Raw genomic sequence first — 21,568 nt, forward strand, 5'->3', positions numbered from 1 at the left:
CAGCGTGGTCCCGCGGCATCCGGTCCGTTCCGGGTGCCGCGACGGCCTTTCCCCGCCGACGATGAACGAGTGACATCCATGAGCCATCAGGACACCGCCCCTTTCGACCCGGGCCTGCCGCCGGCCGCGGACGGCGATCCGCTGTCGGGCCATCCGGTCTTCCTGCGTTTGGCCGGGGTCGGTCAGCGTGTGCGGCAGGCGGACCGCGACCATCCGTGGGTGCTGGACACGCTGGTGGTGATCGTGGTCCTGCTGGTGTTCTGCGTTCCCGATCTGGTCCACGACGACGACGGCCCGCGCGAGCACCGGATCGCCTTCACCCAGTTGCCGCTGCCCGCGACGGTGCTGTTGCAGGCGGGTCTGCTGCTGCCCTTGCTGTGGCGGCGCAGGCGCCCGGCGACCGCCTTCGGCGCTGTCATGGCGGTGTTCGTGGTGCAGTGGGCCCTCGGCGCGGTGCTCCGGGCGGACGTCGCCCTGCTGGTCGCCCTGTACAGCCTGGCGTTGCACGGGCGGCTGCGGCAGTTGGCGTGGGCCTGCGTGGCGATGGCCGGGGGCCTGGCGCTGGTGGCGGTACGGCTGTCCGCCGCGGTGTCCTTCTGGGATTCGTCGTTCTTCCTGTTCAGTACCGCGACCGCGGCCGTCGCGGTCGGCATCGCGGTACGGATCCGCCGTGCCCAGCTGGCCGGCCTGCGGGAGCGGGCGGCCCGCCTGGAGGTCGAGAGGGATCAGCGCAGCAGGCTTGCCGCGGCGAGCGAACGCACCCGCGTGGCCCGTGAGATGCACGACATCATCGGGCACAACCTCTCCGTGATCGTCACACTGGCCGACGGCGGCGCGTACGCGGTGGCGGCCTCCCCCGAGCGCGGCCGGGAGGCCCTGACGCTGATCGGTGACACCGGCCGGCAGGCGCTGGGCGAGCTGCGCCGTCTGCTCGGCGTGCTGCGTGACCAGACGGCGCACCAGGCTCCGGAGCTGAACCCTCAGCCGGGCATCGCCGACATCGACGCCCTGTGCTCCCGGATCCGCGCGGCCGGACCCGAGGTCGTCTACACAGCGGGCGGCGACCTGGACACCCTGGACCGCGGCTTGCAGCTGATGGCCTACCGCATCGCGCAGGAAGCACTCACCAACACCCTCAAGCACGCCGGACCGCAGACGCGGGCACACCTCACGGTGGCCGCCGACAGTGCCCGGCTGCGGGTCCGCGTCGAGGACAGCGGGCCGCCCGGCGAGGCTCCGCGCCTCCGGCCGGGAGAGGAGGGGCACGGGCTCGCGGGCATGCGAGAGCGCGCCGCCCTCTACGGCGGAACGGTCACGGCGGGCCCCGGCTCCGACGGCGGCTGGACGGTGGTGGCCGTCCTCGAACTCCCCCAAGAGCTCGACACCGTGGGCGGCCTGACATGACCACAGTTCTGATCGTGGACGATCAGCCCTTGCAACGCTACGGCTTCCGCATGCTCCTCGAGAGCCAGCCGGGCACGGACGTGGTCGGCGAGGCCGGGCACGGCACCGAGGCCGTGCGCCTGGCCGCGGAGGTGAGACCGGACGTCGTGCTGATGGACATCCGGATGCCCGGCATGGACGGCATCGAGGCCACACGCCTCATCGTCGGCACGGGAGGACGCTCGCGCGTCCTCGTCCTGACCACCTTCGACCTCGACGAGTACGCCCATGCCGCACTGCGCGCCGGGGCAAGCGGGTTCCTGCTCAAGGACGCCCGCCCCGAGGAGTTGCTGGCGGGGATCCGTGCGGTCGCGGAAGGCGACGCGGTCGTCGCCCCGGCCGTGACACGGCGCCTTCTCGACGCCTACGCCCACCACCTGCCGGCTCGCCCTCCCGGTGCCGCGGCGGCCGACGACCCCCGGCTGAACGCCCTGACCGGACGCGAGCGGGAGATCCTGGTCGCCATCGGAAAGGGGTGGACGAACGGCGAGATCGCGGAGCGTCTGGTCCTGTCTGAATCGACCGTCAAGACCCATGTCGGGCGGGTGCTGATGAAGGTCGGTGCCCGCGACCGCGTGCAGGCCGTCATCTTCGCCTACGACCTGGGGCTCACCCGGCCGAGTCCACCCGAATGACCTCGGCCGGCAGGCCGCACTCCCCCACATACTCTCCCAGGGCAGGGGTGGTTGACGGCGCAGATCGGACTTCCGGGGCCCGGGAGAGTCGGACAGGGGCGAGCGTTGACCCTCACGTGGCGTGATGCCGCATTGTCGGTGACGTGGAGGAGCACCTGACCGTGGGACGTGTGGCCGAGCTGGCCGGCGTGAGCGTCCGCACGCTGCACCACTATGACGAGATCGGCCTCGTGCAACCGTCCGCGCGGACCGCTGCCGGTTACCGGGCCTACTCGGCTCGCGACGTGGAGCGACTGCGGGAGGTGCTTGCCTACCGGCGGCTGGGTTTCGGATTGCGCGACATTGCGGATCTGGTTCACGACCCGGCCACCGACGCGGCCGCGCACCTGCGCCGGCTGCGCGGTCTGCTGCTGGAACAGCGCGAGCGCGCCGCTGCCATGGTGACGGCCATCGACAAAGAACTGGAGGCACGGGCCATGGGCATCAGGACGACGCCTGAGGAACAACTGACAATGTTCGGGGCGCAGTTGTACGAAGTGATCGGATCCGCCTACCCAGCGACACGGCGCACCGAGCCGCGGATCGCCGCGAAGATCTGGGAGGCGCTGGGGGACGCGACGACGGTACTGAACGTCGGCGCGGGCACCGGCTCCTACGAGCCACCCGACCGCGACGTGACCGCGGTGGAACCGTCGGCGGTCATGCGGGCGCAGCGTCCCACGGGCGCGGCGCCGTGCATGGCCGCCACGGCGGAGAGCCTCCCGTTCGAGGACCAGTCCTTCGACGCGGCGATGGCCTTCAGCACCGTTCATCACTGGCAGGACCCGATCGCCGGGCTGCGCGAGATGCGGCGCGTGGCCCGCCGCGTGGTGGTGTTCACGCACGACACCGGTGACACCGGATGGCGTCACCGGTTCTGGCTTACCCGCGACTACCTGCCTGAGGTCGCCGGCCTCGTCGCCGGCCGGCCCTCGGTGGACCAGCTGGCCCGCGCGATCGGAGCTCGCATGGAGCCGGTACTCATCCCGTGGGACTGCGCTGACGGCTTCCTCGAGGCCTACTGGCGCCGGCCCGAGGCGTACCTGGATGAACAGGTGCGCCGCGCTGTGTCGGTATGGACCAGAGTCGGGCCGGAGGCCGAGCGGCGGGCAGTGAACAGCCTGCGCGACGACCTTTCCTCAGGCCGCTGGGCCGAGCGCAACCGTGACCTCGTCGATCTCGACGCAGCAGAGCTCGGCCTCCGCCTGCTCGTAGCCTGAACCCTCATGACCGCGGGACCGGGCTGGACCTGGAACCCGGTCACAGGGCGGTGGGGTGGCAGAACGACCCGTTTCTGGAGTGGCGTGAGATGTACGGCCGTGACAGCGACAGCGACAGCGACGGGTGATCGGCGAGGCTGCGCGATCGCTGCGTGGCGGGGCCGGCTTCTTCGACCAGGCGGTGCGCGATTCCGCGGCCCCGAACGAGGGACGGCTCGGGCCGGCCGGGGTCGGCCGGCCCGGACCGTCGTCGTCTCGGCTACTCGTTGCGTGCCGTCTCCGGTCCCGTGATGCGCCGGAGAAGCGGCATCGTGGATGCGATGACCCCCAGCGAGGCCACGAGCCCGGTGAGCACGATCGCGTAGTACTGGATCCCCGGTGCCTGGACCGAGTATCCGAACTGGGCCTGCAGGAAGAGCTGAGCGGCCAGGAAGCCCGTGCCGATCGCCACGGCGGAGACCACCAGGAGTGGCACGGCGGACTCCAGAAGCACCACGCGCCGCAGCATCCCGAGCGGTGTGCCGGTCAGCCGCAGCAGGCTGAAGGGGCGTTTGCGGTCGCGCAGGCCTCCGGCCACGTTCACCGCCAGGCTGCAGCCGGCGATGGGGAAACTCACCAGGACGACCACGTCGGCCAGTTGCCGGTAGCCGGCGAGCTGTGCGCCCATTTCGGCGTGATCCTCCTCGACGGTCCGTGGGACGTCCTGGCCGGGGTACGCGTTCATGAGGATGGTGCGCGCGCGTTCGATCGCCGTTGTCGAGCCGTCGGTGGCCACGACGATCTCCACGACCGGAAGGCGGGCGAGGCGTGGGGCGGAGATCTCGGCGGCGGGCCATGCCTCGGGCCAGTGCTCCCATTCATAGGTCCCGAAGGTGCCGAAGTACTGGGCGACCGACGCCGCTTCGGCTCCGGAGACGCAGGTGTTGTGGGCCGGCATCGTCGCGAGTTGCGCGCACGAGGCCAGGCCCGCCACCAGCGGTGTCGTGGAACCCTGGCCGTCGTAGCCGGGATCCGGTGTGCCGAGCGGGTTCGTGTGGATCACCAACACGCCCGTGACGCCCGGTACGGAGTTCAGGTCGTCGAGGGCCGCCTTCGAGGGAGGGGGCACGCTGCCGATCGGACGCCCTGTCGCGTGGTCGAAGTCGTAGACGTAATGGGTGTCGACAGCGCCGGCGACGGCGCGAGCGGCCGGCGGGATGCCGCGTTCGGCGTTCAGCGCGCCGATGATCCCGACGGCGGTGCTGGTCACGCACAGGGCGAGGACCAGTCCGCTGACGGCGCGGAAGCCTGCCTTCGGGTCGTCCGCGAGCCGCCGCCCCGCGACGAGCAGCGCCGGCCTGCTGGTGGCCCGGGCCAGGACTCGGGCCCCGCCCATGGTCAGCCACGGGCCGGCGATCACGAGTCCGGTGAGGACCAGCAGAATTCCCGAGACGAAGACCACGATCTGGCCGTCGGTGCTCTCGGGCACCCGGCCGATGACCCAGGAGAGTTCGGCGATGCCGGCGACCAGTGGGATCACCCGGTGGATCCGCGGCGGGCGGGGCGTGACGCGCCGGGTGACCCCCAGCGGGGAGACCTGTACGCGCCGCAGGGCGATCCGGGCCGCGATCGCGGCCCCTACGGGGACGGCGACGGCGACGAGAAGGACGTTGCCGGTGGAGAGCGTGAGGTCGTCGGCGAAGTACGGCGTCCCGGTGAGGTCGACAGCTGCCAACTGCGTGCGGAACAAGGAGAAGAGGCCGAAACCGGCGGCGGTGCCGATGACCGCGGCGACCGTTGATTCGACGGTCGCTATCACCGTGATCTGCCGCGGTGTGGCGCCCACCAGGCGCATCGCGGCGAAGCGCTGCTCGCGGCGGGCGGCCGCCAGCCGGGTGGCCGTGCCGATGAGGATGAGCACGGGGAAGATCAGGGCGGTGCCCGCGACGGAGAGGATGAGCTTGATCCCGCTGTTGTCGATGCCTGCCCTGACCGTGCAGTTCGTGCCGTTGCAGTTGCCGGGTGCGACGGTGGTGATCGAGGTGACCTGGGTCGCCCCGGGCAGCTTCGCCAACTCGTCGGGGTGGTGGCCGATGACGACGACCAGGGAGTCGGGTCCCGGGAGTGCCGCCGTGCCGACCGTACCGACCTCGTGGCCGGGGTAACGGTCGGCGAGTTCGGCGGCCGGGGTGGAGTGGAGGAGCTTGCCGAGGGCCGGCGACACGTAGAACTCGCCCGGTCCTGGAAGGCGCGGAAGTCCGGGTGGGACCGGGGCGTTCGGGCCGGTGGCGGCGACGTCGACACGGCCGATGAGCCTGCCGTCGAAGCGGTCGGCCCTGAGCAGCCACCACAGCGGGTCCGCGTCCGCGTCCGATTCCGCGGCCGACGCGTGTGGTGCGCTCTTGCCGGTGCCGGTGTTGAGCCAGGCGTTGCGGCTGTTCTGGGTGGCGGTGGCATTGACGGCCGCCAGGATGCTCAGCAGGAGGCCGACTCCCACGGCAACCGCGGCCGCGATGACGGCGAGCCGGGCGGCGGCCTCTCTGCCGCCGTTCAGGGTGAGGCGCAGGCCGAGGTTGATCACGAGGCGATCCGTCCGACGGACAGCGGCGTCACCGTGCCGTCGCGGACGACGACTTCGCGGCTTGCGAAGGCGGCCACCCGCGGCTCGTGGGTGACGAGGACGACGGTGGTGCCCTCCTGGCGCACGGAGTCGACCAGCAGGTCCATGACGTGCTCGCCGGTGAGTGAGTCGAGCGACCCGGTCGGCTCGTCGGCGAACAGCACGCGGGGCCGGGACACCAGGGCGCGGGCCAGGGCGACGCGTTGGGCCTGCCCCCCGGAGAGTTCGCCGGACCGGCGTCCCTCGAGCCCGTCCAGGCCGAGCCGTCCGAACCACCGCCGGGCCTCGGCGAGCGCGCTCGCCCTGCGGGACTTGGCGAGCAGCAGCGGCAGGGCGATGTTCTCCTCGGCGGTCAACTCGGGGACGAGCTGGCCGAACTGGAACACGAAGCCGAAGTGGTCCCGGCGCAGCGCGCTGCGCTCGGCTTCGCGCTCGGTGTCGAGACGCCGTCCGTCGAACCAGATCTCGCCGGCGTCGGGGACCAGGATCCCGGCCAGGCAGTGCAGCAGCGTGGATTTGCCGGACCCGCTGGGCCCGGTGACGGCCAGGATCTCGCCGGCGCGGACGGAGAGGTCGGCTCCCCGCAGCGCCGGGGTCTGCCCGAACGACAGGACGGCGTTGCGGGCTTCCACGAGCCGGCCTTCGTTCGAATTCATGAGCGGACCTCCGCGGTGAGGGCGGCGAGGCGTGCCACGGTCTGGTCGATCCACCGGAGGTCGGCCTCCAGGTGGTAGACGCCGTGGTCGGCGAGGAGCGAGTCGATGGTGCTGCCGGTCCTGCGCAGTTCGGTCAGTTCCCGCATCCGCTCCATGTGGGAGGCGCGCTGGATGTCGAGATAGGCGCGGGGGTCGCGCTCCAGCAGCAGCGCCAGTACGACCTTGGTGAACAGCACGGTCTGCAAGTGCGGTTCACCCGCCACGGGTTCGGTGAGCCAGGTCTCGACCTGCGTGACCCCCAGCTCGGTGATCACGTACCGCTTGCGGTCCGGGCCCGACCCGGGCTCGGCCTCGCCGACCTCGACCTTCCCGTCGCGGGCGAGGCGGCTCAAGGTCGAGTACACCTGCCCGGCGGGCAGCGGCTTGCCCCGGCCGAAGTAGGCGTCGTAATCGCGTTTGAGGTCGTAGCCGTGGCTCGACTCCCGTTCGAGGAGCCCGAGGAGCGCCAGAGGAACAGTCATACCTCAGTGTCTACACTCAGTATCTACTCGACGTCAACGAGCCTGCCGACGGGGGCCATTGGAGAGCGTGGGTGATGAGCGCGCGCCCATTGCGCCTTATAAGGCCGTCCTAAGGTTTCCTGAGAGTTCCCTTGAGCTCCGGACGGTCTGCTGGATCGCGGGCGCCGGCGGCCGCCGGTTCGCCCGTGAACCCGAAGGAGACCACGCATGAGCAGCAAGGCGCGTTGGATCACCGTGGCGGCCGCGGCCGCCACGGTGGGCTGCCTGACGGCGTCCGCAGTCGCGGCCCCGTCGCCCGGCCCGGCCAAGGCGGGGGCCGCCACAGCCGTCGAGGCGAAGGTCAAGCCGGGCACGTCCGGAACGGCCGCGGAGGCGGAGAAGGCAAAGAAGGCCGGAAAGCCTGGGAAGCCCGGGGGGCCCGAGGAGGACCGTGCACGGATCGCGGCGTCGCTGGCGAAGGGCATCGCCGCCCGCCTGAGCGTGAGCCTCGCGTCCGCGCAGGAAGCGGTGAAGGAACTGTTCGCGCTGGCCGACGGCCCCGGCGGCGGCACCGACCCGAACAGCCGTCAGTTCGCCGCCGTCGCCGGCAAGCTCGGAGCCACCCCCGCGCAACTCGAGAAGGCCCTCACCGAGACCAAGCGGGCCATCGGCGGACACGTCGAAGGCGGCAAGCACGGGGACAAGGGCAAGCCGGGAGACGGCAAGACCGTCATCAAGCACGCGGGCTCGGACGGTGACGAGGCCGTGAAACTCTTCGCGGCGGGCGTCGCCACCCGGCTGGGTGTGGGGACCGCCGAGGCGGAGCGAGCGGTCAGGGAGCTGTTCACGCAGGCCGGCCGACCGGGCGGCATCGAGGTCGGCAGCACCAAGTTCCGGGCCATCGCCAAGGAACTCGGGGTCAGCGCGGCCCGGTTCGAGAAGGCCCTGTCCGACACCAAGCGGGAGCTCGGCGCCCAGGGACCGTCCACGAAGGGCTGAGCCATCACGCGGGGCGGCCGGCCCGGAGCAGTCCGGTCCGGCCGCCCCTTATCCCTTGCTGACCTCACGGACGGGACGATGACGGCCATGCGTGTGCTGGTGGTGGACGACGACGACGCGGTGCGCCTGGCGCTCTCCCGGGCCCTGGCGCGGGACGGCCATGAGGTGGTCGAGGCGGCGGACGGGACGGGGGCCCTGGCGGCACTCGGGGCCGGCCGCGCTGACGCCGTCATCCTCGACGTGCTGATGCCGGAGCCCAACGGGCTGGAGGTGTGCCGGAGGATCCGGGCACGGGGCGACCGCGTGCCGATCCTGATGCTCACGGCACGCGACCTCGTCGAGGACCGCGTGGCCGGACTGGACGCGGGCGCCGACGACTACCTGGTCAAGCCCTTCGCCCTGGACGAGCTCAGGGCTCGTGTCCGTGCGCTGCTGCGCCGCGGCGGCCCTCCGCAGGCGGAGCTGATCCGCTTCGCCGACCTGGAACTGGACGTGGCCGCCTGCCGCGCACGCCGCGGCGATCGGACGCTGGAACTCACCCGTACCGAGTACGCCCTGTTCGAGCTCTTCCTCCGCAACCCCCATCGCGTACTGAGCCGCTCGCTGATCTTCGACGCGGTGTGGGGCTACGACTTCGGCCCGTCCTCCAACGCCCTGTGGGTCTACATCAGCTACCTGCGCGCCAAGCTGGAGGCCGACGGCGAACCACGACTGCTGCAGACCGTCCGCGGACTGGGCTACGTACTGCGGGAGGAGCCGTGACTCTGCGCAACCGGGTGGCCCTGGCCGGCGGCACCGTGGTCTTCGCGGCCCTGCTGCTGGCCTCGCTGGTCATCTACCCGTCGCTCAGTGCCGGGCTGCACCGGCAGAGCGACGACGTGCTGACGTCCGCCGCCGACCGTGACGCGTCGCAGCTGCTGAAGGACTTCAAGTTCAAGATGGAGCAGATGGAACGGGAAGGCACCCGCCTGACCGTGCCGACCTCGCCGGTCACCGTCGGCTCCACACAACTGCAGTTCGTGGCCCCGCCGGTCGCAGCCGGACCGGGCGGCGGCTTCCTTCCCGTCAGCAGCCACGACGTCGAGGTCGCGCGGGGCAGGGCGCCGGCGTATTTCCAGGACGCGGAGTACGAAGGCGTGACGTACCGCGTCTACACCGCGCCGTTGAGCGGCTGGGACGGTGCGCTGGTCAGAGCCGCCATCCGGCAGTCCGTCGTCAGCTCCACCCTGGACCGGCTCACCGTCCTCCTGGCCGTCATCACCGCCGGCGGCACCCTGCTGGCCGCGCTCGGCGCCCGCCTCGTGGCCGGCCGGGTACTGCGCCCCGTGCGGCAACTCACCGACACCGTCGAACACATCACGGCGACCCAGGACCTCACCGCGCGCATCGACGTGCACGGCCGCGACGAGATCGCCCGGCTGGCGCGCTCCTTCGCCGCGATGATGGCCGCGGTCGAGGAGTCGGTGACGGCACAACGACGGCTGGTCTCCGACGCCTCGCACGAACTGCGCACCCCTCTCACGAGTATCACCACCAACCTGGAACTGCTGAGCGAGGGGCCCGGCGTGGCCGACCCGCAGGCGCCCGCGCTGGTCGAGCAGGCCCGCACGCAGACCCGGGAACTCCGGGACCTGGTCAACGACCTGGTCGAACTGGCCCGCCACGGGCAGCAGCACCTTCACACCGAGGACACCCGCCTCGATCTCCTGGCCGAGCGGGTCGTCGCGCGTATCGCCCGGCGCGGCCCTCAGGCCACCCTGCGGACCGACCTGGCCCCGTGCCTGGTGCACGCCGATCCCGATGCGCTGGAACGGGCCCTCGGCAACCTCGTCGACAACGCGGTCAAGTGGAGCCCGGACGGCGGCCAGGTGCTGGTCCGAGTCGCCCCCGACGGCACGGTCACGGTCACCGACCAGGGCCCCGGCATCCCGGCGGACGACCTGCCCTTCGTCTTCGACCGCTTCTACCGCTCGCCGACCGCCAGGTCCCTACCCGGCTCCGGACTCGGGCTCGCCATCGTCAAACAGGTCGCCGAGATGCACGGCGGCCGCGTTACCGCCGAGCCGGCGGAGCACGGGCTGTGCATGCGGCTCCGCCTCCCTCCCGCAACGTGACCCCGGACTGAGGCCGGGCATCCCCGGCGCCGCAGGGCCGTGAACTGCGCGGACACTGCGCCGTTCAGATACGGCAGATACGCCCGGCCCATCATGAAGGCTCCGAATCGGCTGCATACAATGCTCACCATGCCCGGCTGAGGGACCCGGGCAAGGTGCAAGGGGGCGACATGCTGTGGTCACGCCGGCGCGCGGGGCGAGCAGCCCCGATGCTGCCTTTGCCGGGCACCTGCGCGAATCGGCGGCACGTCATCCGGACAGAGCGCCTACTCTGCTACACACCGGAGACCTCTCTGGACATCGCGGCCAGGTTGGCTGCCGCCGCTGACCCTGAAGCGCAGCGGTGGCTCGGTGCAGCCGAGCACGAGGCGACTGTCCACTTGGCTGATGCCCGCGTCCGCGAAGCTGTGGTGAACCTCCGCCCCGGTGACCCCGACTCCCTCAATGCGGCCCCGTGGACGCGGCAGATGCGTGCCGAGCCCTTTGAGCCCAGAGACGAAGCAGCGACTCTCATCGCTGTGCGCCGTGACGACGGCAGATACGCCGGTTCCATCGACCTGCGTCATGACCTCCAGCTGATCGGCGGATGCCTGGCCCCCCACGCACGCGGCACAGGGATGGGCACGGAACTGTTCCTGGCGGCCGCACTGCTCGCGCATACTCATTTCGGACTGCCGACCATCGGCGCGGGCTACGAGGTGACGAACACCGCGTCCGCCAGGGCGCTCGCCGCCGCCGGCTTCGTCCCCGCTGACGGGCCGCCGACCCACACCCTCGAAAACGGCCGCGAGATTGAGGCACGCTGGGTACAGCACGTTGCCGAGCGGCCGACCTCGCGGTGCCGCGGTGCCGGACCCACGACTCCGAGCAAGGCGAAGAGCGGCTCGGTCTCCGACAGCGCCTGACGTTCCCTGGTACAGCCGTACAGTTCGATGATCGCGATGCCCCAGCCGAAGGACAGCGCCCGACCGGCGCCCGCGTCCTCGCCGCGCGTCGTCGAACGTCGCCCAGGACACAGCGGCGATCGGGCCGCCTGCGCCGTCAATGGTGATGCCGACGATGTGACCGGCGAATCCTCGGTCATCCTGCTGGTGGCTTGCGGTAGGTGCCGAGGAGCAGGGCGCGCAGTGTGCGCAACGCCGGCGAGGTGTCGTCGTTGCGGGAGGCAAGGGCGATGGTCCGGTGCAGTCCTGGTGGTGCGAGCGCGCGTACCCCGAGAGGCACCGCGGACGACGCGGCCATCATCCGTGGCACCAGTCCTACTCCGAGGCCGGCGCTCACGAGCGCGCACACTGTGACGTAGGCCGGTGTCTCGCACACCACCACCGGCCGTACACCCGCGGCTCGCAGTGTCGCCTCGATGGCTCGCCGGTTCGGGTGGTCGGGGGTGCTGCTCACCAGAGGCTGACCCTCCAGTTCCGCCCACTCCAGCGGATTGGGGGCGGCCGCCAGCAGGTGCCCGGGGGCAGTGATCAGAACGAGGTCCTCCACCAGCAGAGGCTCGACCGCCACCCCTGTGGGCGGAGCCGGGTCCGGCCCTCCTTCATAGACGTGGGTCAGGGCGAGATCGGCATCTCCGGCGGCCACGGCGGCGACTCCCGCCGGGGGCTCGTACTCCGCGACGACCACATCCACCTGCGGATGCTCCCTACGGAGGGCGGTGAGTACGGGTGGCAGCAGGTGGATGCCCGCGGTCGTAAACGTGCCGATCCGCAGCCGGCCGCCCGCCGGCCCCGCCAGCTGCGACAATTCCAGGCGCGCGCGATCCATCTCGTCGAGAGCCCGACGAGCGTGACTGACGAGCACTTCACCGGCTGCCGTCAGACGTGCGCCGCGGTGCGTCCGCACCAGGAGCTCCGCTCCGGCCTCCCGTTCCAGCTTGGCCAGTTGCTGTGAGAGCGCGGGGGCGGTGTAGCCGAGGCGAGCGGCGGCCCGGGTGATGGAACCGGCCTCGGCCACGGCCACCAGTGCAGCGAGACGGGTCGAGTCGAACATTAAGCATCCCTTTGGGCTGGGCGTCAAGATTCCAAATACACCCTAAAGGCCACAAGGCTCCACGATGACAGGCATGAACCCACAGCTCATCACCTTCACTGGAGTGGCGGCCGGCATGGTCGTCATGCCCGGCGCGGACTTCACCGTGGTCGTGCGCAACGCGCTGGTGTCCCGCCGGACCGGAATCGCCACGGGCATCGGAGTCGCCTGCGGACTGCTGGTGCACACGATGCTCGCCGTCGCGGGGCTCGCGGCGGTACTGGTGGCCGTGCCGACGCTCTTCCTGCTGGTGCAGGTACTCGGCGGCGGCTACTTGGTCTACCTGGGCGCGCGGGTCCTCATCGCGGCGGCGCGCCAGGGCCGGCACACGGTGGAGCCGGCGCCCGGCCACGCATCACGCACCGCTCACGGAACCCTTCCGGGGCTGCGGCAGGGCTTCCTGACCAACGCGCTCAATCCCAAGGCGCCCGTCTTCTTCCTCAGCCTGCTCCCGCAGTTCGTGCCGCCCGGGCAGCCGGCGATGCCGCTGACGCTGATACTCAGTCTGATCGTCGCGACCCTGGCCCTGGTCTGGTTCCCCACCGTGGCGTTGCTGGTCGACAGGCTCGGTGCCTGGCTTCGCAGGCCGGCAGTGGCACGCCTGGTACAGACTGCGAGCGGCTCCATGCTGGTCGTTCTCGGAGCGGTACTGCTGACCGGGACCCATGTGTGATCACGTGTGTGCTCCTCCGCTCCCGGACGCCTCGCGGGACGAACCGGCGGATCCGTGACGCTCAGTGACACGGCAGGCCCGCTGCCGCTGCCAAGGAGGGCTGACCACCGAGGTCCACCTCGGTTCGCAAGGTCAGAGCGTCGTCAGGAGCTCGTCGACCATGGCCCCGATCCCGTCGAGCTGAACCATGAGGTGGCCCTTGTCCGGGAGCATGCGCAGCAGTGAGTTGGGCATCTGCTCACTGAGGCGGCGTCCGTGCGACGGCGGGACGACGCGGTCGGCTGCGCCGTGCCAGATGAAGCAGGGCACCTGGATGGCGATCAGGTCGAACCCCCAGGGGCGGACGAAGGCGAGGTCGTCGTCGAGCCATCCGTCGACTCCGTCCCGCAGGGCGTGGGCCCACTGCCCTGCCAGTTCCTCCGCCGGTCCTCCCTCCGCGTCCAAGGACATGGCTGTGCGTTCCTCGTCGGACAGCAAGGACGTCAGCATCGCGCGGACGGCGTCGACCGCATCGGGCCGCCGCATCGCGACGGCATCCGCTTCCAACGCGGGCCGCACAGCGGCTTCCCCTTGCAGGGCCAGCCCGAACTCCTTGATGTTCTGGTCCCCCATTTCCGACAGGAAGTCGAACCCGGGTGTGTCGTACGGCGCGAGGCTGCACGAAGCCGCCACGGCGGCCACCCGCCCGGGAAGCGCCGCGGCCGTGGCCAGTGCGTGCGGACCGCCACCGGAGTGGCCGAGGACGAGACAGCGCTCCTCCTCGAGGTGATCGAGCAGCGCCTCGACGTCGGCGGCGACGTCGAGGACCTTACGACCGGGCTTGCGGGTCGAGTCACCGTAGCCGGGACGGGAGAAGGTGACGAGGCGCAGGCCCCTGTCCCAGGCGTCTCTCTGCATGACGCGGTTCTGGGCCAGGGCGCCGGGTGTGCCGTGATGGTAAATCAGCGGAACACCTCCGGGAGGACCGGAAACGGCGATGTCGAGGTGCCTGCCGTCCGGCAGGGTGATGAGGGTCATTGCAGTTGTGCTCCAGGGGTTGGGCTGCACTCGGGAGCCGCTTCGGCAGCGGTGAGAGACAGCGATGTCCCGGTGCAGGCAGTGGCGCCAGGTGTCCCGTCGGCCTCGCGGGGGCCGGGCGTCGCTGCTCCTTCAGAAGGGCGGCAGCACCCGGATCTGTGCTCGGCAAGGCTCATCGAGGTGTCGCCGAACCTATATCGAATAGGTTGACTGGTCAACCTATGTCGAGTAGGCAGGTTCGCCCCGCATTCGCCCCGGCGGTCGCCGCCGACCCGGCCGCGTGCGGCCTCGAATTGCCGGCGAGCAGGCGAATTAGTTGCATCTTCAACCTCTCGTGATACGCTCCACCGAACAAACTCGTTGATGTGTCATCTATTTGACCATGGGCGAACCGACGGGGGATGTGCATACGCGGCTCAGGCGGAGCGTCTGTACCCAGGCTGCTTCACGTGCGCGCTGCACAGAGATCGATGCGGGAGATTCGGAGATCCGATGAGCAGTTCGACAGCTATGGCCCCCGGTCGGAACGCTGCCCGGCCGCGGCAGGACGCCCGGCGATGGTGGGCCCTGTCCGTGATCGCACTGGCGCAGCTCATGGTGGTGCTCGATGCCACCATCATGAGCATCGCGTTGCCCTCGGCCCAGCGTGACCTCGGGCTGACCGATGGCACCCGGCAGTGGGTCGTGACCGCATACACAGTGGCGTTCGGCGGGCTGCTCCTGGTCGGGGGCCGCGTCGCCGACCGTGTCGGCCGCAAACGGGCCTTCGTTGTCGGGCTGGTCGGGTTCGGTGCGGCCTCCGCGGTCGGCGGTGCGGCCGCCGGGCCCGCGATGCTGTTCGCGGCCCGTGCGGGACAGGGGTGCTTCGCCGCGCTCCTTGCTCCTTCCGCGCTCTCCCTGCTGGCCACGACCTTTACGGACGGCAAGGAACGCGCCAAGGCGTTCGGCGTCTTCGGAGCGCTGGCCGCTGCCGGCGGCGGGATCGGCCTCCTGCTCGGCGGCGTCCTGACGCAGTACCTCGACTGGCGCTGGTGCCTGTATGTCAATGTGGCCATCGCAGCCATAGGCGTGGTCGGCGCGGCGCTCTTCCTCGACCACCGCGCCGGACACCGCGCGGCCGGATTCGACGGGCCCGGGATCGTCCTGAGCAGCAGCGGCCTCGTCACCGTGGTGTACACGGTGAGCCGGGCGGAGTCCGACGGCTGGCTGTCCGGCACAGTCCTGCCTCTGCTCGCGGGTGGCGTCGTACTCCTTGCGGCGTTCACCTGGTGGCAGGCCCGCGCCGCCAGTCCCCTGCTTCCCTTGCGGATCATCGCCTCCCGCGCCCACGGCGGTCCCATGCTGACCCTGTGCCTGGCCATGGTCGGACTCTTCGGGGCGTTCTTCTTCCTCACCTACTACCTGCAGAACGTCCTCGGGTACTCCGCCCTGAAAAGCGGTTTCGCGTTCTTGCCGATGTCCGCGTTCATCCTTCTGACCTCCACTCAGCTCTCCGCCCGACTGCTGGCCCACGTCGCCCCGCGCCTGATGATCGCCCCGGGGCTGGCCATCGCCTCGCTCGGCATGCTGACCTTCACCACGCTGAGCGCCCGCTCCGCGTACGCCACCCACGTCCTGCCCGGCGCCGTACTCATCGGCTTCGGCATGGGCCTGGTCTTCATGCCCGTCATGGCCACCGCCACGGCAGGAGTCGCTCCCCAGGACGCGGGCGTCACCTCCGCCGCCGTGAGCACCGCGCAGCAGGTGGGTGGCTCCATAGGTACTGCCCTGTTGAACACGATCGCCACCAGCTCGGCCAGCCACTGGATCTCGACGCACCTCGCCGGGAACGGCGGGGCACAGGCGACCTCCGCTCAACGTCAAGCGATTGTCCGCGCCGGAGCGGTCCACGGTTTCACCACCGCCTTTTGGTGGGCGGCAGCCATCATGCTCGCCGGCGCGCTCGCCGCGGCCTTCGTGATCGACGTTCCTTCACCACGCCGCCGCGCGACGACGTGAACATCCCCACCGGACCCGATCACCCGCAGCTGTAGTCGCGGCGGACGGCCGGACCACAGCCGACGGGCGACGGAAGAGCCCGAGCCGGGACCCGCGTCGCCGGCCGCGCCTGCGCGCGACATCCACTACTGCCCCGGCAACCGGACCGACACATCGCAAGGTTGCTCATGACCCAAGAGAGCGCCGCCCGCGCGGAGATCCATATGAAGCGTCCAGGTTCCCCCACGGCCGTAGTCGCCGTGCTCGCCACCGCCGGTCTGCTGGCATCGTTGCTGCAGACACTGGTCGTCCCACTCATCCCGGACTTCCCCCTGCTGCTGGACACCTCGCCCCCGGGCGCCTCATGGGTGGTGACCATCACACTCATCACGGGTGCGGTTGTCACTCCTGTGAGCGGCCGCATCGGCGATCTCTTCGGCAAACGACGCGCTCTGCTGCTGACGCTTGCGGCGGCGGTCGTCGGATCGGTGGTTTCCGCGCTCACCAGTTCGCTGTGGCCGATGGTGATCGGCCGTGGACTGCAGGGTTGCGTGATCGGGGTGATACCGCTGGCTCTGGGTGTCTTCCGGGACGCGCTGCCGTCCGCCCGGATCAGTGGTGCGATCGCCTTCCTCAGCGCGATCCTCGGCCTGGGTGCCGTCGCGGGGATACCGCTGGCAGGCCTGGTCGCCGAGCACTTCGACTGGCACGTGCTGTTCTGGGCGTCGGCCCTGCTGGGCGCGCTCTGCGCCGTCCTCGTCGCGCTACTGGTCCCCCGGTCGCAACGGACCTCCACGGGACGGTTCGACGTTGTCGGCACCGTCGGTCTGACCGCGGGGTTGATCGGACTCCTGCTGCCGGTCGTCAACGCGGCGGAATGGGGTTGGCACAGCACCCGGACCCTCGGTCTGGGCGCCGCGGCGCTGCTGGTGCTGCTCGCCTGGGGCGCGCACCAGTTGCACACACGCTTCCCGATCGTGGATCTGCGGCTCGCCGCACAGCGCCCGGTTCTGATGACCAACCTGGCCACTGTGGGGATCGGGTTCGCGGTCTACACCATGCTTTTCGTGTTCCCGCAGGTCCTGCAGGCGCCGACCACCACCGGCTACGGATTTGGGCTGAGCCTCGTACGAGCCGGTGCCGCCGTCCTTCCCAACGGCCTGGCCGCGCTCCTCGTCGCCCCGGTCGCCACCCGCGTGGTCGCGAGGTACGGGGCACGACTCGCCATGATGGCGGGCTCGACGATCATGGCTGCCGGCTACGTCTTCATCGCGCTGCGCATGGGCAGCGTCACCGACTTCGTCATCGCCGCGACGGTGGTCGGGGCCGGAGCGGGCACAGCCATCGCGGCCACATCGATGCTGATCACGAACGCGGTCCCGGCGAGTGATACGGCGTCCGCCAACGGCGTCAACACCTTGATGCGGTCCGTCGGTGGTGCGGCCGCCGGCACGGTGCTGGTGCTGGTTCTGGCCCACTCCGCCATCGCGGTCGGCACGACGACGTTTCCCTCACAACAGGCGTTCCGCACCTCGTTCGTCGTGGCGGCCGCGGCGGCACTCGTCGGCCTGGCCCTCACCACCCTCGTACCGGGGCGCATGCCGGTCGGTCCGCGGGGAAGAGGGCCTCTTCAAGGGCAGGAACGCGACCGACATCACGCGGGAGATGCTCGTGCGGGCACCTGATCGTGAGCGGTGCACGACACAAGGTGACGTATCAACCTTTGATCTACACTGACGCGCATGACCGAGACATCCGCCTGGCTCAGCGCAACGGAACAGCAGGCCTGGCGCAGTTTCCTTCGCATGCGTGACAGGCTCACCGGTCAGCTGACACGTGAGCTGCTGACGGATTCGGGACTGTCCGCCGCGGATTACGGGGTGCTGGTGCAACTCACCGACATACCCGACGGTCGGCAGCCGGTGCTGGAACTGGCGAAGGCGCTGGAGTGGGAGAAGAGCCGGATGTCCCACCATGTCGACCGGATGGCCAAGCGCGGTCTCGTGGCCCGGGAGGAGTCGGTGGAGGACCGGCGAGTGTCCTTCGTGCTGATCACACCGGCCGGTCGTGAGGCCATCGCTGCCGCTGCGCCCCGTCATGTCGCAGCGGTTCGCCGACTCGTCGTCGACGCGTTGACGCCGGCGGAACTCGCGATGCTCGGCCAGATCTCGGACCGAATCCTCGAACGACTGGAGTGAACCAGGTCGCACCGGGGACCTGCGAACGCCGGGCGACGGTTCACGAGCCAACCGCTCAACGACTCGCCCCCGAAACCAATCGGGTGTGGTCCCCCGCCAAGACGGCGATCCGGTGGGGCTGCCGCCCCACCGGATCCGTCCACCGTCAGATCCTCAGCCAGGCATCGGTTGCGGATGCCCAGCGTTGCTGCGGGGACGGGCCCGAGAGCGAGGTCCGTTCGGGAAGACGGGCCACTCCCGGACCGCGCCCGCCACCCACGGGTCCAGCTCGTCCAGCAGTTTCACCACCTGATCGAAGTCGAGGGCGGGCCCGCGCAGGGTGTCGACGACAGTCTGCAGAGCTGCGACACCTGCCGTCTCCCACAAGCGCTTGGCCAAGACCTGAAGGCCGAACTCGAACCAGACGTAGTTCGAGCCGTCGCCCCGGAGCGAGTCACGCATGTCGGGCAAGGTGCGTACGGGCCAGTGTCCGCCGGGAGAGGCCCAGGTGACTTCGAACGCCGTCTCCAGCCGTTCCGCCTGGTCGGGTTCCACCTCCTGGACGTACCCCTGCAGGCCGAGGTTCGCCGCCAGCTCGCTCAGCCACAACGAGACGCGCCCGTTGTCCCCCCAGGACGTCGATCCCATGTGCGCCAGGTGTGTCAGTTCGTGGGAAACCAGGAGGTCCGCGAAAGAACCGAGGTCGATCTCGTTCCCGTACACCTGGCGGAGGCGGTCGAGGCCCGCGGAGTCCACGTGCGGCGTGATCGCCTCGATGACGGTGGTCCAGAACGCGGCGGGCCGCTGACCGACGACGATCCTGTCGAGTTCGACGTGCGGCATGCCGTACACGGGGAAGGTGGCCACCTGTTCCCAGTTCTCGGGGCCGACGACGAACAACGGAGGGGTCGCGGGCAGGACGACGGCTTCCTGGAGCCAGGCAACCGTACGCGCGGTCCGCTCCGCGACAGCGCGCCCCCGGGGTGCGCCGCCAGGGCTCGCGAAGACCCGGAAGGGAAAGCCGTCGAGCGACTCGAGCCCACGCAGGTCGTACGACGAGCCGGGTTGTGCGGTCATGTCCCGGTCCCCGGATTCAGGGGCGTCGCTTTGAGAGGTCATTGATGTTCTTCCTTGGAAGGGCGTCGTGGCCCTCTGCAGGGCTGGAGGAATGTGACTGCGGGTGTGTTCGGCGGACTGCCCTGCGTCCGTCGGCAGCGTCCGAAACCGCCCAGTTGTTCAAGGACACGGGATCCAACAGGGCGAGAGCAAGAGGGGCCTCCTGGAGATCGGTGTGGATTGCACCCCGAACTGCCAAGAGGCCCCCGCTTTCACCTCAGCGCGTGACGCGCTGCGGGGTGGCCGTGCCGTGGATGCGCTTGGCGTGCTTGGCGTACAGGCGCGGGGCCAGGACGGGCATGAGCAGTCGCGCGGGCAGCGGGGCCTCGGAGAGTATCGCCTTGATCACCTCGGGGTTGCCCTCGTACATCGCCATGCCGAAGATGACCGGGAGGGCCTTCTTCGGGGCCTCGGCCAGTCCGTGCTCACCCATCTTGTTCCACTCGGCCGCGGTGACGTGCTTCTCGGCGAGGGGCAGGATCCGCTCCTCCTCCATGGCCATGTGCTCCAGCAAAACAACCAGCAGCTGGTCGAGGACATCGGCGAGTCCGCTCCCGCCACGGGCGGTGGATCGCCACTGCGGCAGCAGGCGCGCGAGCTCGGCGTTGGCGGCCTCGATGGCGTGGTGCTGTTCCTCCATGGCCGGCACGATGGCCTTGGCCTCCTCCCCGCCCCGCTGGTCGAGCAGTGGCCAGAGGATCAGGTCCTCGCCCTCGTGGTGGAGGTGCAGAAGTCCGCTGAGGAGCTCAATGTGCGCGCCCACGGCCTCCGAGCGCTTCGTGTCTCCCGGTGCGACAGCCCTGACGAGCCGCGGGAGCAGGCCGATCTCACGGCGGAAGAGGGTGTGCAGCACATACATGTCCCGCACGTCGGCCATGGGTTCATTGGTGGTAGGGCTCATGGGATTCTCCGTTGCTGGTTGCTGATGTCCGCCGGCAGTCCCGCCGGGCGGGCGCCGTTTCAGGTGTTCGGGTGATCAGGAAGCGATGCCGGTCGGCGGCACGAGCTGGATCTCCTTGACGGTGGAGTACTCGTACGCGGTCTCGGCGTGCACGTACTGGTCGAGGCCGGCGATTTCGTGGTGGCGTGCGACGCGGAAGCCGACGGTGATCTCGATGGTCTTGGCCAACACCCAGGACATCGCCAGGGAGTAGGCGGCGACGGCGAAGGCTCCGACGGCCTGCTTGCCGAGCTGTTCGGGGCCCGCGCCGGCCACGAGTCCGTCGGTGGTGTCGAAGACGCCGATCAGGAGGGTGCCGACGAGGCCGCCGGCGGCGTGGACGCCGACCACGTCGAGGGAGTCGTCGTAGCCGAGGCGGTCCTTCAGGCCCACGGCCCAGGCGCAGACGACGCCGGCGATGAGCCCGATGGCGATGGCGCCCCAGGTGTTGACCGCGGCGCAGGCGGGGGTGATGGCGACGAGTCCCGCGACGGCGCCGGACGCGGCGCCGAGGGAGGTGAAGGCCCCGCTGCGCAGGCGTTCCCAGGCGAGCCAGCCCATCATGGCGGCGCCGGTGGCGACCTGGGTGTTCAGGAAGGCGATGCTGGCGGTGCCGTTGGCGGCCAGGGCGGAGCCGGCGTTGAAGCCGAACCAGCCGAACCACAGCAGCCCGGAGCCGAGCATCACCAGGGGCAGGCTGTGCGGGCGCATCGGCTCCTTCTTGAACCCGACGCGCTTGCCGAGGACCAGGAGTGCGCCGAGCGCCGCCATGCCGGCGTTGATGTGGACTGCGGTGCCGCCGGCGAAGTCCTTGACGCCGAGTTTGAAGATCCAGCCGTCGGCCTGCCAGACCCAGTGGGCGACGGGGAAGTAGACCAGGGTCACCCACAGCGTGATGAACAGCATCCATGCGCCGAACTTGGCGCGGTCCGCGATCGCTCCGCTGATCAGGGCGGGTGTGATGACGGCGAACATCAGCTGGAAGGCGGCGAAGGCGAACACCGGGATGGTGCCGGTCAGGCTCTCGCCGGTGATGCCCCGCATGCCGGCGAGACCGAGGTTGCCGACCAGACCGCCGCCGGCGTCGTCACCGAAGGCCAGGGAATAGCCGTAGGCCACCCACAGCACACTGACGATGCCCAGGCTGACGAAGCTCATCAGCAGCATGTTCAGCACACTCTTGACCCGGACCATGCCCCCGTAGAAGAAGACAAGGCCGGGCGTCATCAGCATGACCAGTGCCGCGCTGATGAGGACGAACGAGGTGTCGCCCGCGTCGAAGCCCTTGGGCATCGATGTCTCTCCAGATCTGTGAGGCCCGCCGCTGGCCGGCAGGGAGCGGTGGGTGCCGGACGGCAGCCGCTGGTCAGACGAGGTCGGCCTTCTCCAGGGCGGTGCAGCAGGTGTCGACCATGAGGCGGGTGACGGT

General features: G+C 70.3%; 19 protein-coding genes. 11 read left to right on the top strand and 8 right to left on the bottom strand.

Annotated features, from left to right (window positions below):
• Positions 1 to 78 precede the first annotated feature (78 nt).
• From ACIP9H_RS38905 to ACIP9H_RS38915, 3 genes are all read left to right on the top strand, one after another.
• Positions 79 to 1,404, top strand: a complete 1,326-nt coding sequence (locus tag ACIP9H_RS38905) for a sensor histidine kinase (protein WP_401590677.1) — start codon at positions 79 to 81, stop codon at positions 1,402 to 1,404.
• Positions 1,401 to 2,078, top strand: a complete 678-nt coding sequence (locus ACIP9H_RS38910; protein ID WP_401590675.1) for a response regulator — start codon at positions 1,401 to 1,403, stop codon at positions 2,076 to 2,078. The genes ACIP9H_RS38905 and ACIP9H_RS38910 overlap by 4 nt, the downstream gene beginning before the upstream one ends.
• Before the next feature lie 170 nt (positions 2,079 to 2,248).
• Positions 2,249 to 3,337, top strand: a complete 1,089-nt coding sequence (locus tag ACIP9H_RS38915; protein ID WP_401963651.1) for a methyltransferase domain-containing protein — start codon at positions 2,249 to 2,251, stop codon at positions 3,335 to 3,337.
• A gap of 259 nt (positions 3,338 to 3,596) precedes the next feature.
• Here ACIP9H_RS38915 and ACIP9H_RS38920 read toward each other — a convergent pair whose 3' ends face one another.
• From ACIP9H_RS38920 to ACIP9H_RS38930, 3 genes are read right to left on the bottom strand one after another with little or no spacing between them, the layout of a single operon-like run.
• Positions 3,597 to 5,897 (bottom strand): FtsX-like permease family protein, encoded by a 2,301-nt coding sequence (locus ACIP9H_RS38920; protein WP_401963636.1) that lies wholly within the window; start codon positions 5,895 to 5,897, stop codon positions 3,597 to 3,599.
• Entirely contained in the window at positions 5,894 to 6,592 is a 699-nt protein-coding gene (locus tag ACIP9H_RS38925) for an ABC transporter ATP-binding protein (RefSeq protein WP_401590669.1), read from the bottom strand. Before ACIP9H_RS38925 ends, ACIP9H_RS38920 begins: the two co-directional genes overlap by 4 nt.
• Entirely contained in the window at positions 6,589 to 7,113 is a 525-nt protein-coding gene (locus tag ACIP9H_RS38930; RefSeq protein ID WP_360907915.1) for a PadR family transcriptional regulator, read from the bottom strand. Before ACIP9H_RS38930 ends, ACIP9H_RS38925 begins: the two co-directional genes overlap by 4 nt.
• 207 nt (positions 7,114 to 7,320) lie before the next feature.
• Here ACIP9H_RS38930 and ACIP9H_RS38935 point away from each other — a divergent pair, with 207 nt between their 5' ends.
• The 4 genes from ACIP9H_RS38935 (at position 7,321) to ACIP9H_RS38950 (ending at position 11,110) form a co-directional block, all read left to right on the top strand.
• Positions 7,321 to 8,091, top strand: coding sequence for a hypothetical protein (locus tag ACIP9H_RS38935; protein WP_401963638.1), 771 nt, complete (start codon positions 7,321 to 7,323; stop codon positions 8,089 to 8,091).
• An 87-nt stretch (positions 8,092 to 8,178) separates the two neighbouring features.
• Positions 8,179 to 8,853 carry a response regulator transcription factor gene (locus ACIP9H_RS38940; RefSeq protein WP_360908249.1) on the top strand — a complete coding sequence of 225 codons (675 nt, stop codon included), beginning with the start codon at positions 8,179 to 8,181 and terminating at the stop codon, positions 8,851 to 8,853.
• Positions 8,850 to 10,205 carry a sensor histidine kinase gene (locus ACIP9H_RS38945; protein WP_401963640.1) on the top strand — a complete coding sequence of 452 codons (1,356 nt, stop codon included), beginning with the start codon at positions 8,850 to 8,852 and terminating at the stop codon, positions 10,203 to 10,205. Before ACIP9H_RS38940 ends, ACIP9H_RS38945 begins: the two co-directional genes overlap by 4 nt.
• A 209-nt stretch (positions 10,206 to 10,414) precedes the next feature.
• Entirely contained in the window at positions 10,415 to 11,110 is a 696-nt protein-coding gene (locus tag ACIP9H_RS38950; RefSeq protein ID WP_401963653.1) for a GNAT family N-acetyltransferase, read from the top strand.
• A gap of 175 nt (positions 11,111 to 11,285) precedes the next feature.
• On the opposite strand, the gene ACIP9H_RS38955 is transcribed toward ACIP9H_RS38950, so the two are convergent.
• A complete protein-coding gene (locus tag ACIP9H_RS38955) occupies positions 11,286 to 12,200 on the bottom strand; it encodes a LysR family transcriptional regulator (RefSeq protein WP_401590657.1) in 915 nt (304 codons plus the stop codon).
• A 73-nt stretch (positions 12,201 to 12,273) separates the two neighbouring features.
• On the opposite strand from ACIP9H_RS38955, the gene ACIP9H_RS38960 reads away from it, so the two are divergent.
• Complete coding sequence (locus tag ACIP9H_RS38960) at positions 12,274 to 12,912, top strand: LysE family translocator (protein ID WP_401963642.1); 639 nt, start codon at positions 12,274 to 12,276, stop codon at positions 12,910 to 12,912.
• A 132-nt stretch (positions 12,913 to 13,044) separates the two neighbouring features.
• Here the strand turns inward: ACIP9H_RS38960 and ACIP9H_RS38965 are convergent, their stop codons facing one another.
• Complete coding sequence (locus tag ACIP9H_RS38965) at positions 13,045 to 13,929, bottom strand: alpha/beta fold hydrolase (RefSeq protein WP_401590652.1); 885 nt, start codon at positions 13,927 to 13,929, stop codon at positions 13,045 to 13,047.
• Positions 13,930 to 14,421: 492 nt separating this feature from the next.
• On the opposite strand from ACIP9H_RS38965, the gene ACIP9H_RS38970 reads away from it, so the two are divergent.
• The 3 genes from ACIP9H_RS38970 to ACIP9H_RS38980 all read left to right on the top strand — a co-directional run bounded on the left by ACIP9H_RS38970 (position 14,422) and on the right by ACIP9H_RS38980 (position 18,104).
• Complete coding sequence (locus tag ACIP9H_RS38970) at positions 14,422 to 15,927, top strand: MFS transporter (protein ID WP_401590649.1); 1,506 nt, start codon at positions 14,422 to 14,424, stop codon at positions 15,925 to 15,927.
• Between the two features lie 167 nt (positions 15,928 to 16,094).
• Positions 16,095 to 17,591, top strand: coding sequence for an MFS transporter (locus tag ACIP9H_RS38975; RefSeq protein WP_401590646.1), 1,497 nt, complete (start codon positions 16,095 to 16,097; stop codon positions 17,589 to 17,591).
• A 57-nt stretch (positions 17,592 to 17,648) separates the two neighbouring features.
• Positions 17,649 to 18,104 (top strand): MarR family winged helix-turn-helix transcriptional regulator, encoded by a 456-nt coding sequence (locus tag ACIP9H_RS38980; protein WP_401590643.1) that lies wholly within the window; start codon positions 17,649 to 17,651, stop codon positions 18,102 to 18,104.
• Between the two features lie 153 nt (positions 18,105 to 18,257).
• Here the strand turns inward: ACIP9H_RS38980 and ACIP9H_RS38985 are convergent, their stop codons facing one another.
• The 3 genes from ACIP9H_RS38985 to ACIP9H_RS38995 form a co-directional block, all read right to left on the bottom strand.
• Positions 18,258 to 19,160 carry a hypothetical protein gene (locus ACIP9H_RS38985; protein ID WP_401963645.1) on the bottom strand — a complete coding sequence of 301 codons (903 nt, stop codon included), beginning with the start codon at positions 19,158 to 19,160 and terminating at the stop codon, positions 18,258 to 18,260.
• Between the two features lie 256 nt (positions 19,161 to 19,416).
• On the bottom strand, positions 19,417 to 20,100 hold the full coding sequence (locus ACIP9H_RS38990; RefSeq protein WP_401963647.1) for a hemerythrin domain-containing protein: 684 nt from the start codon (positions 20,098 to 20,100) through the stop codon (positions 19,417 to 19,419).
• A 75-nt stretch (positions 20,101 to 20,175) separates the two neighbouring features.
• Positions 20,176 to 21,432, bottom strand: coding sequence for an ammonium transporter (locus tag ACIP9H_RS38995; protein WP_401963649.1), 1,257 nt, complete (start codon positions 21,430 to 21,432; stop codon positions 20,176 to 20,178).
• Positions 21,433 to 21,568: the final 136 nt, after the last annotated feature.

This window comes from Streptomyces sp. NPDC088732 (genome assembly GCF_044751205.1).
Taxonomy (GTDB): domain Bacteria; phylum Actinomycetota; class Actinomycetes; order Streptomycetales; family Streptomycetaceae; genus Actinacidiphila.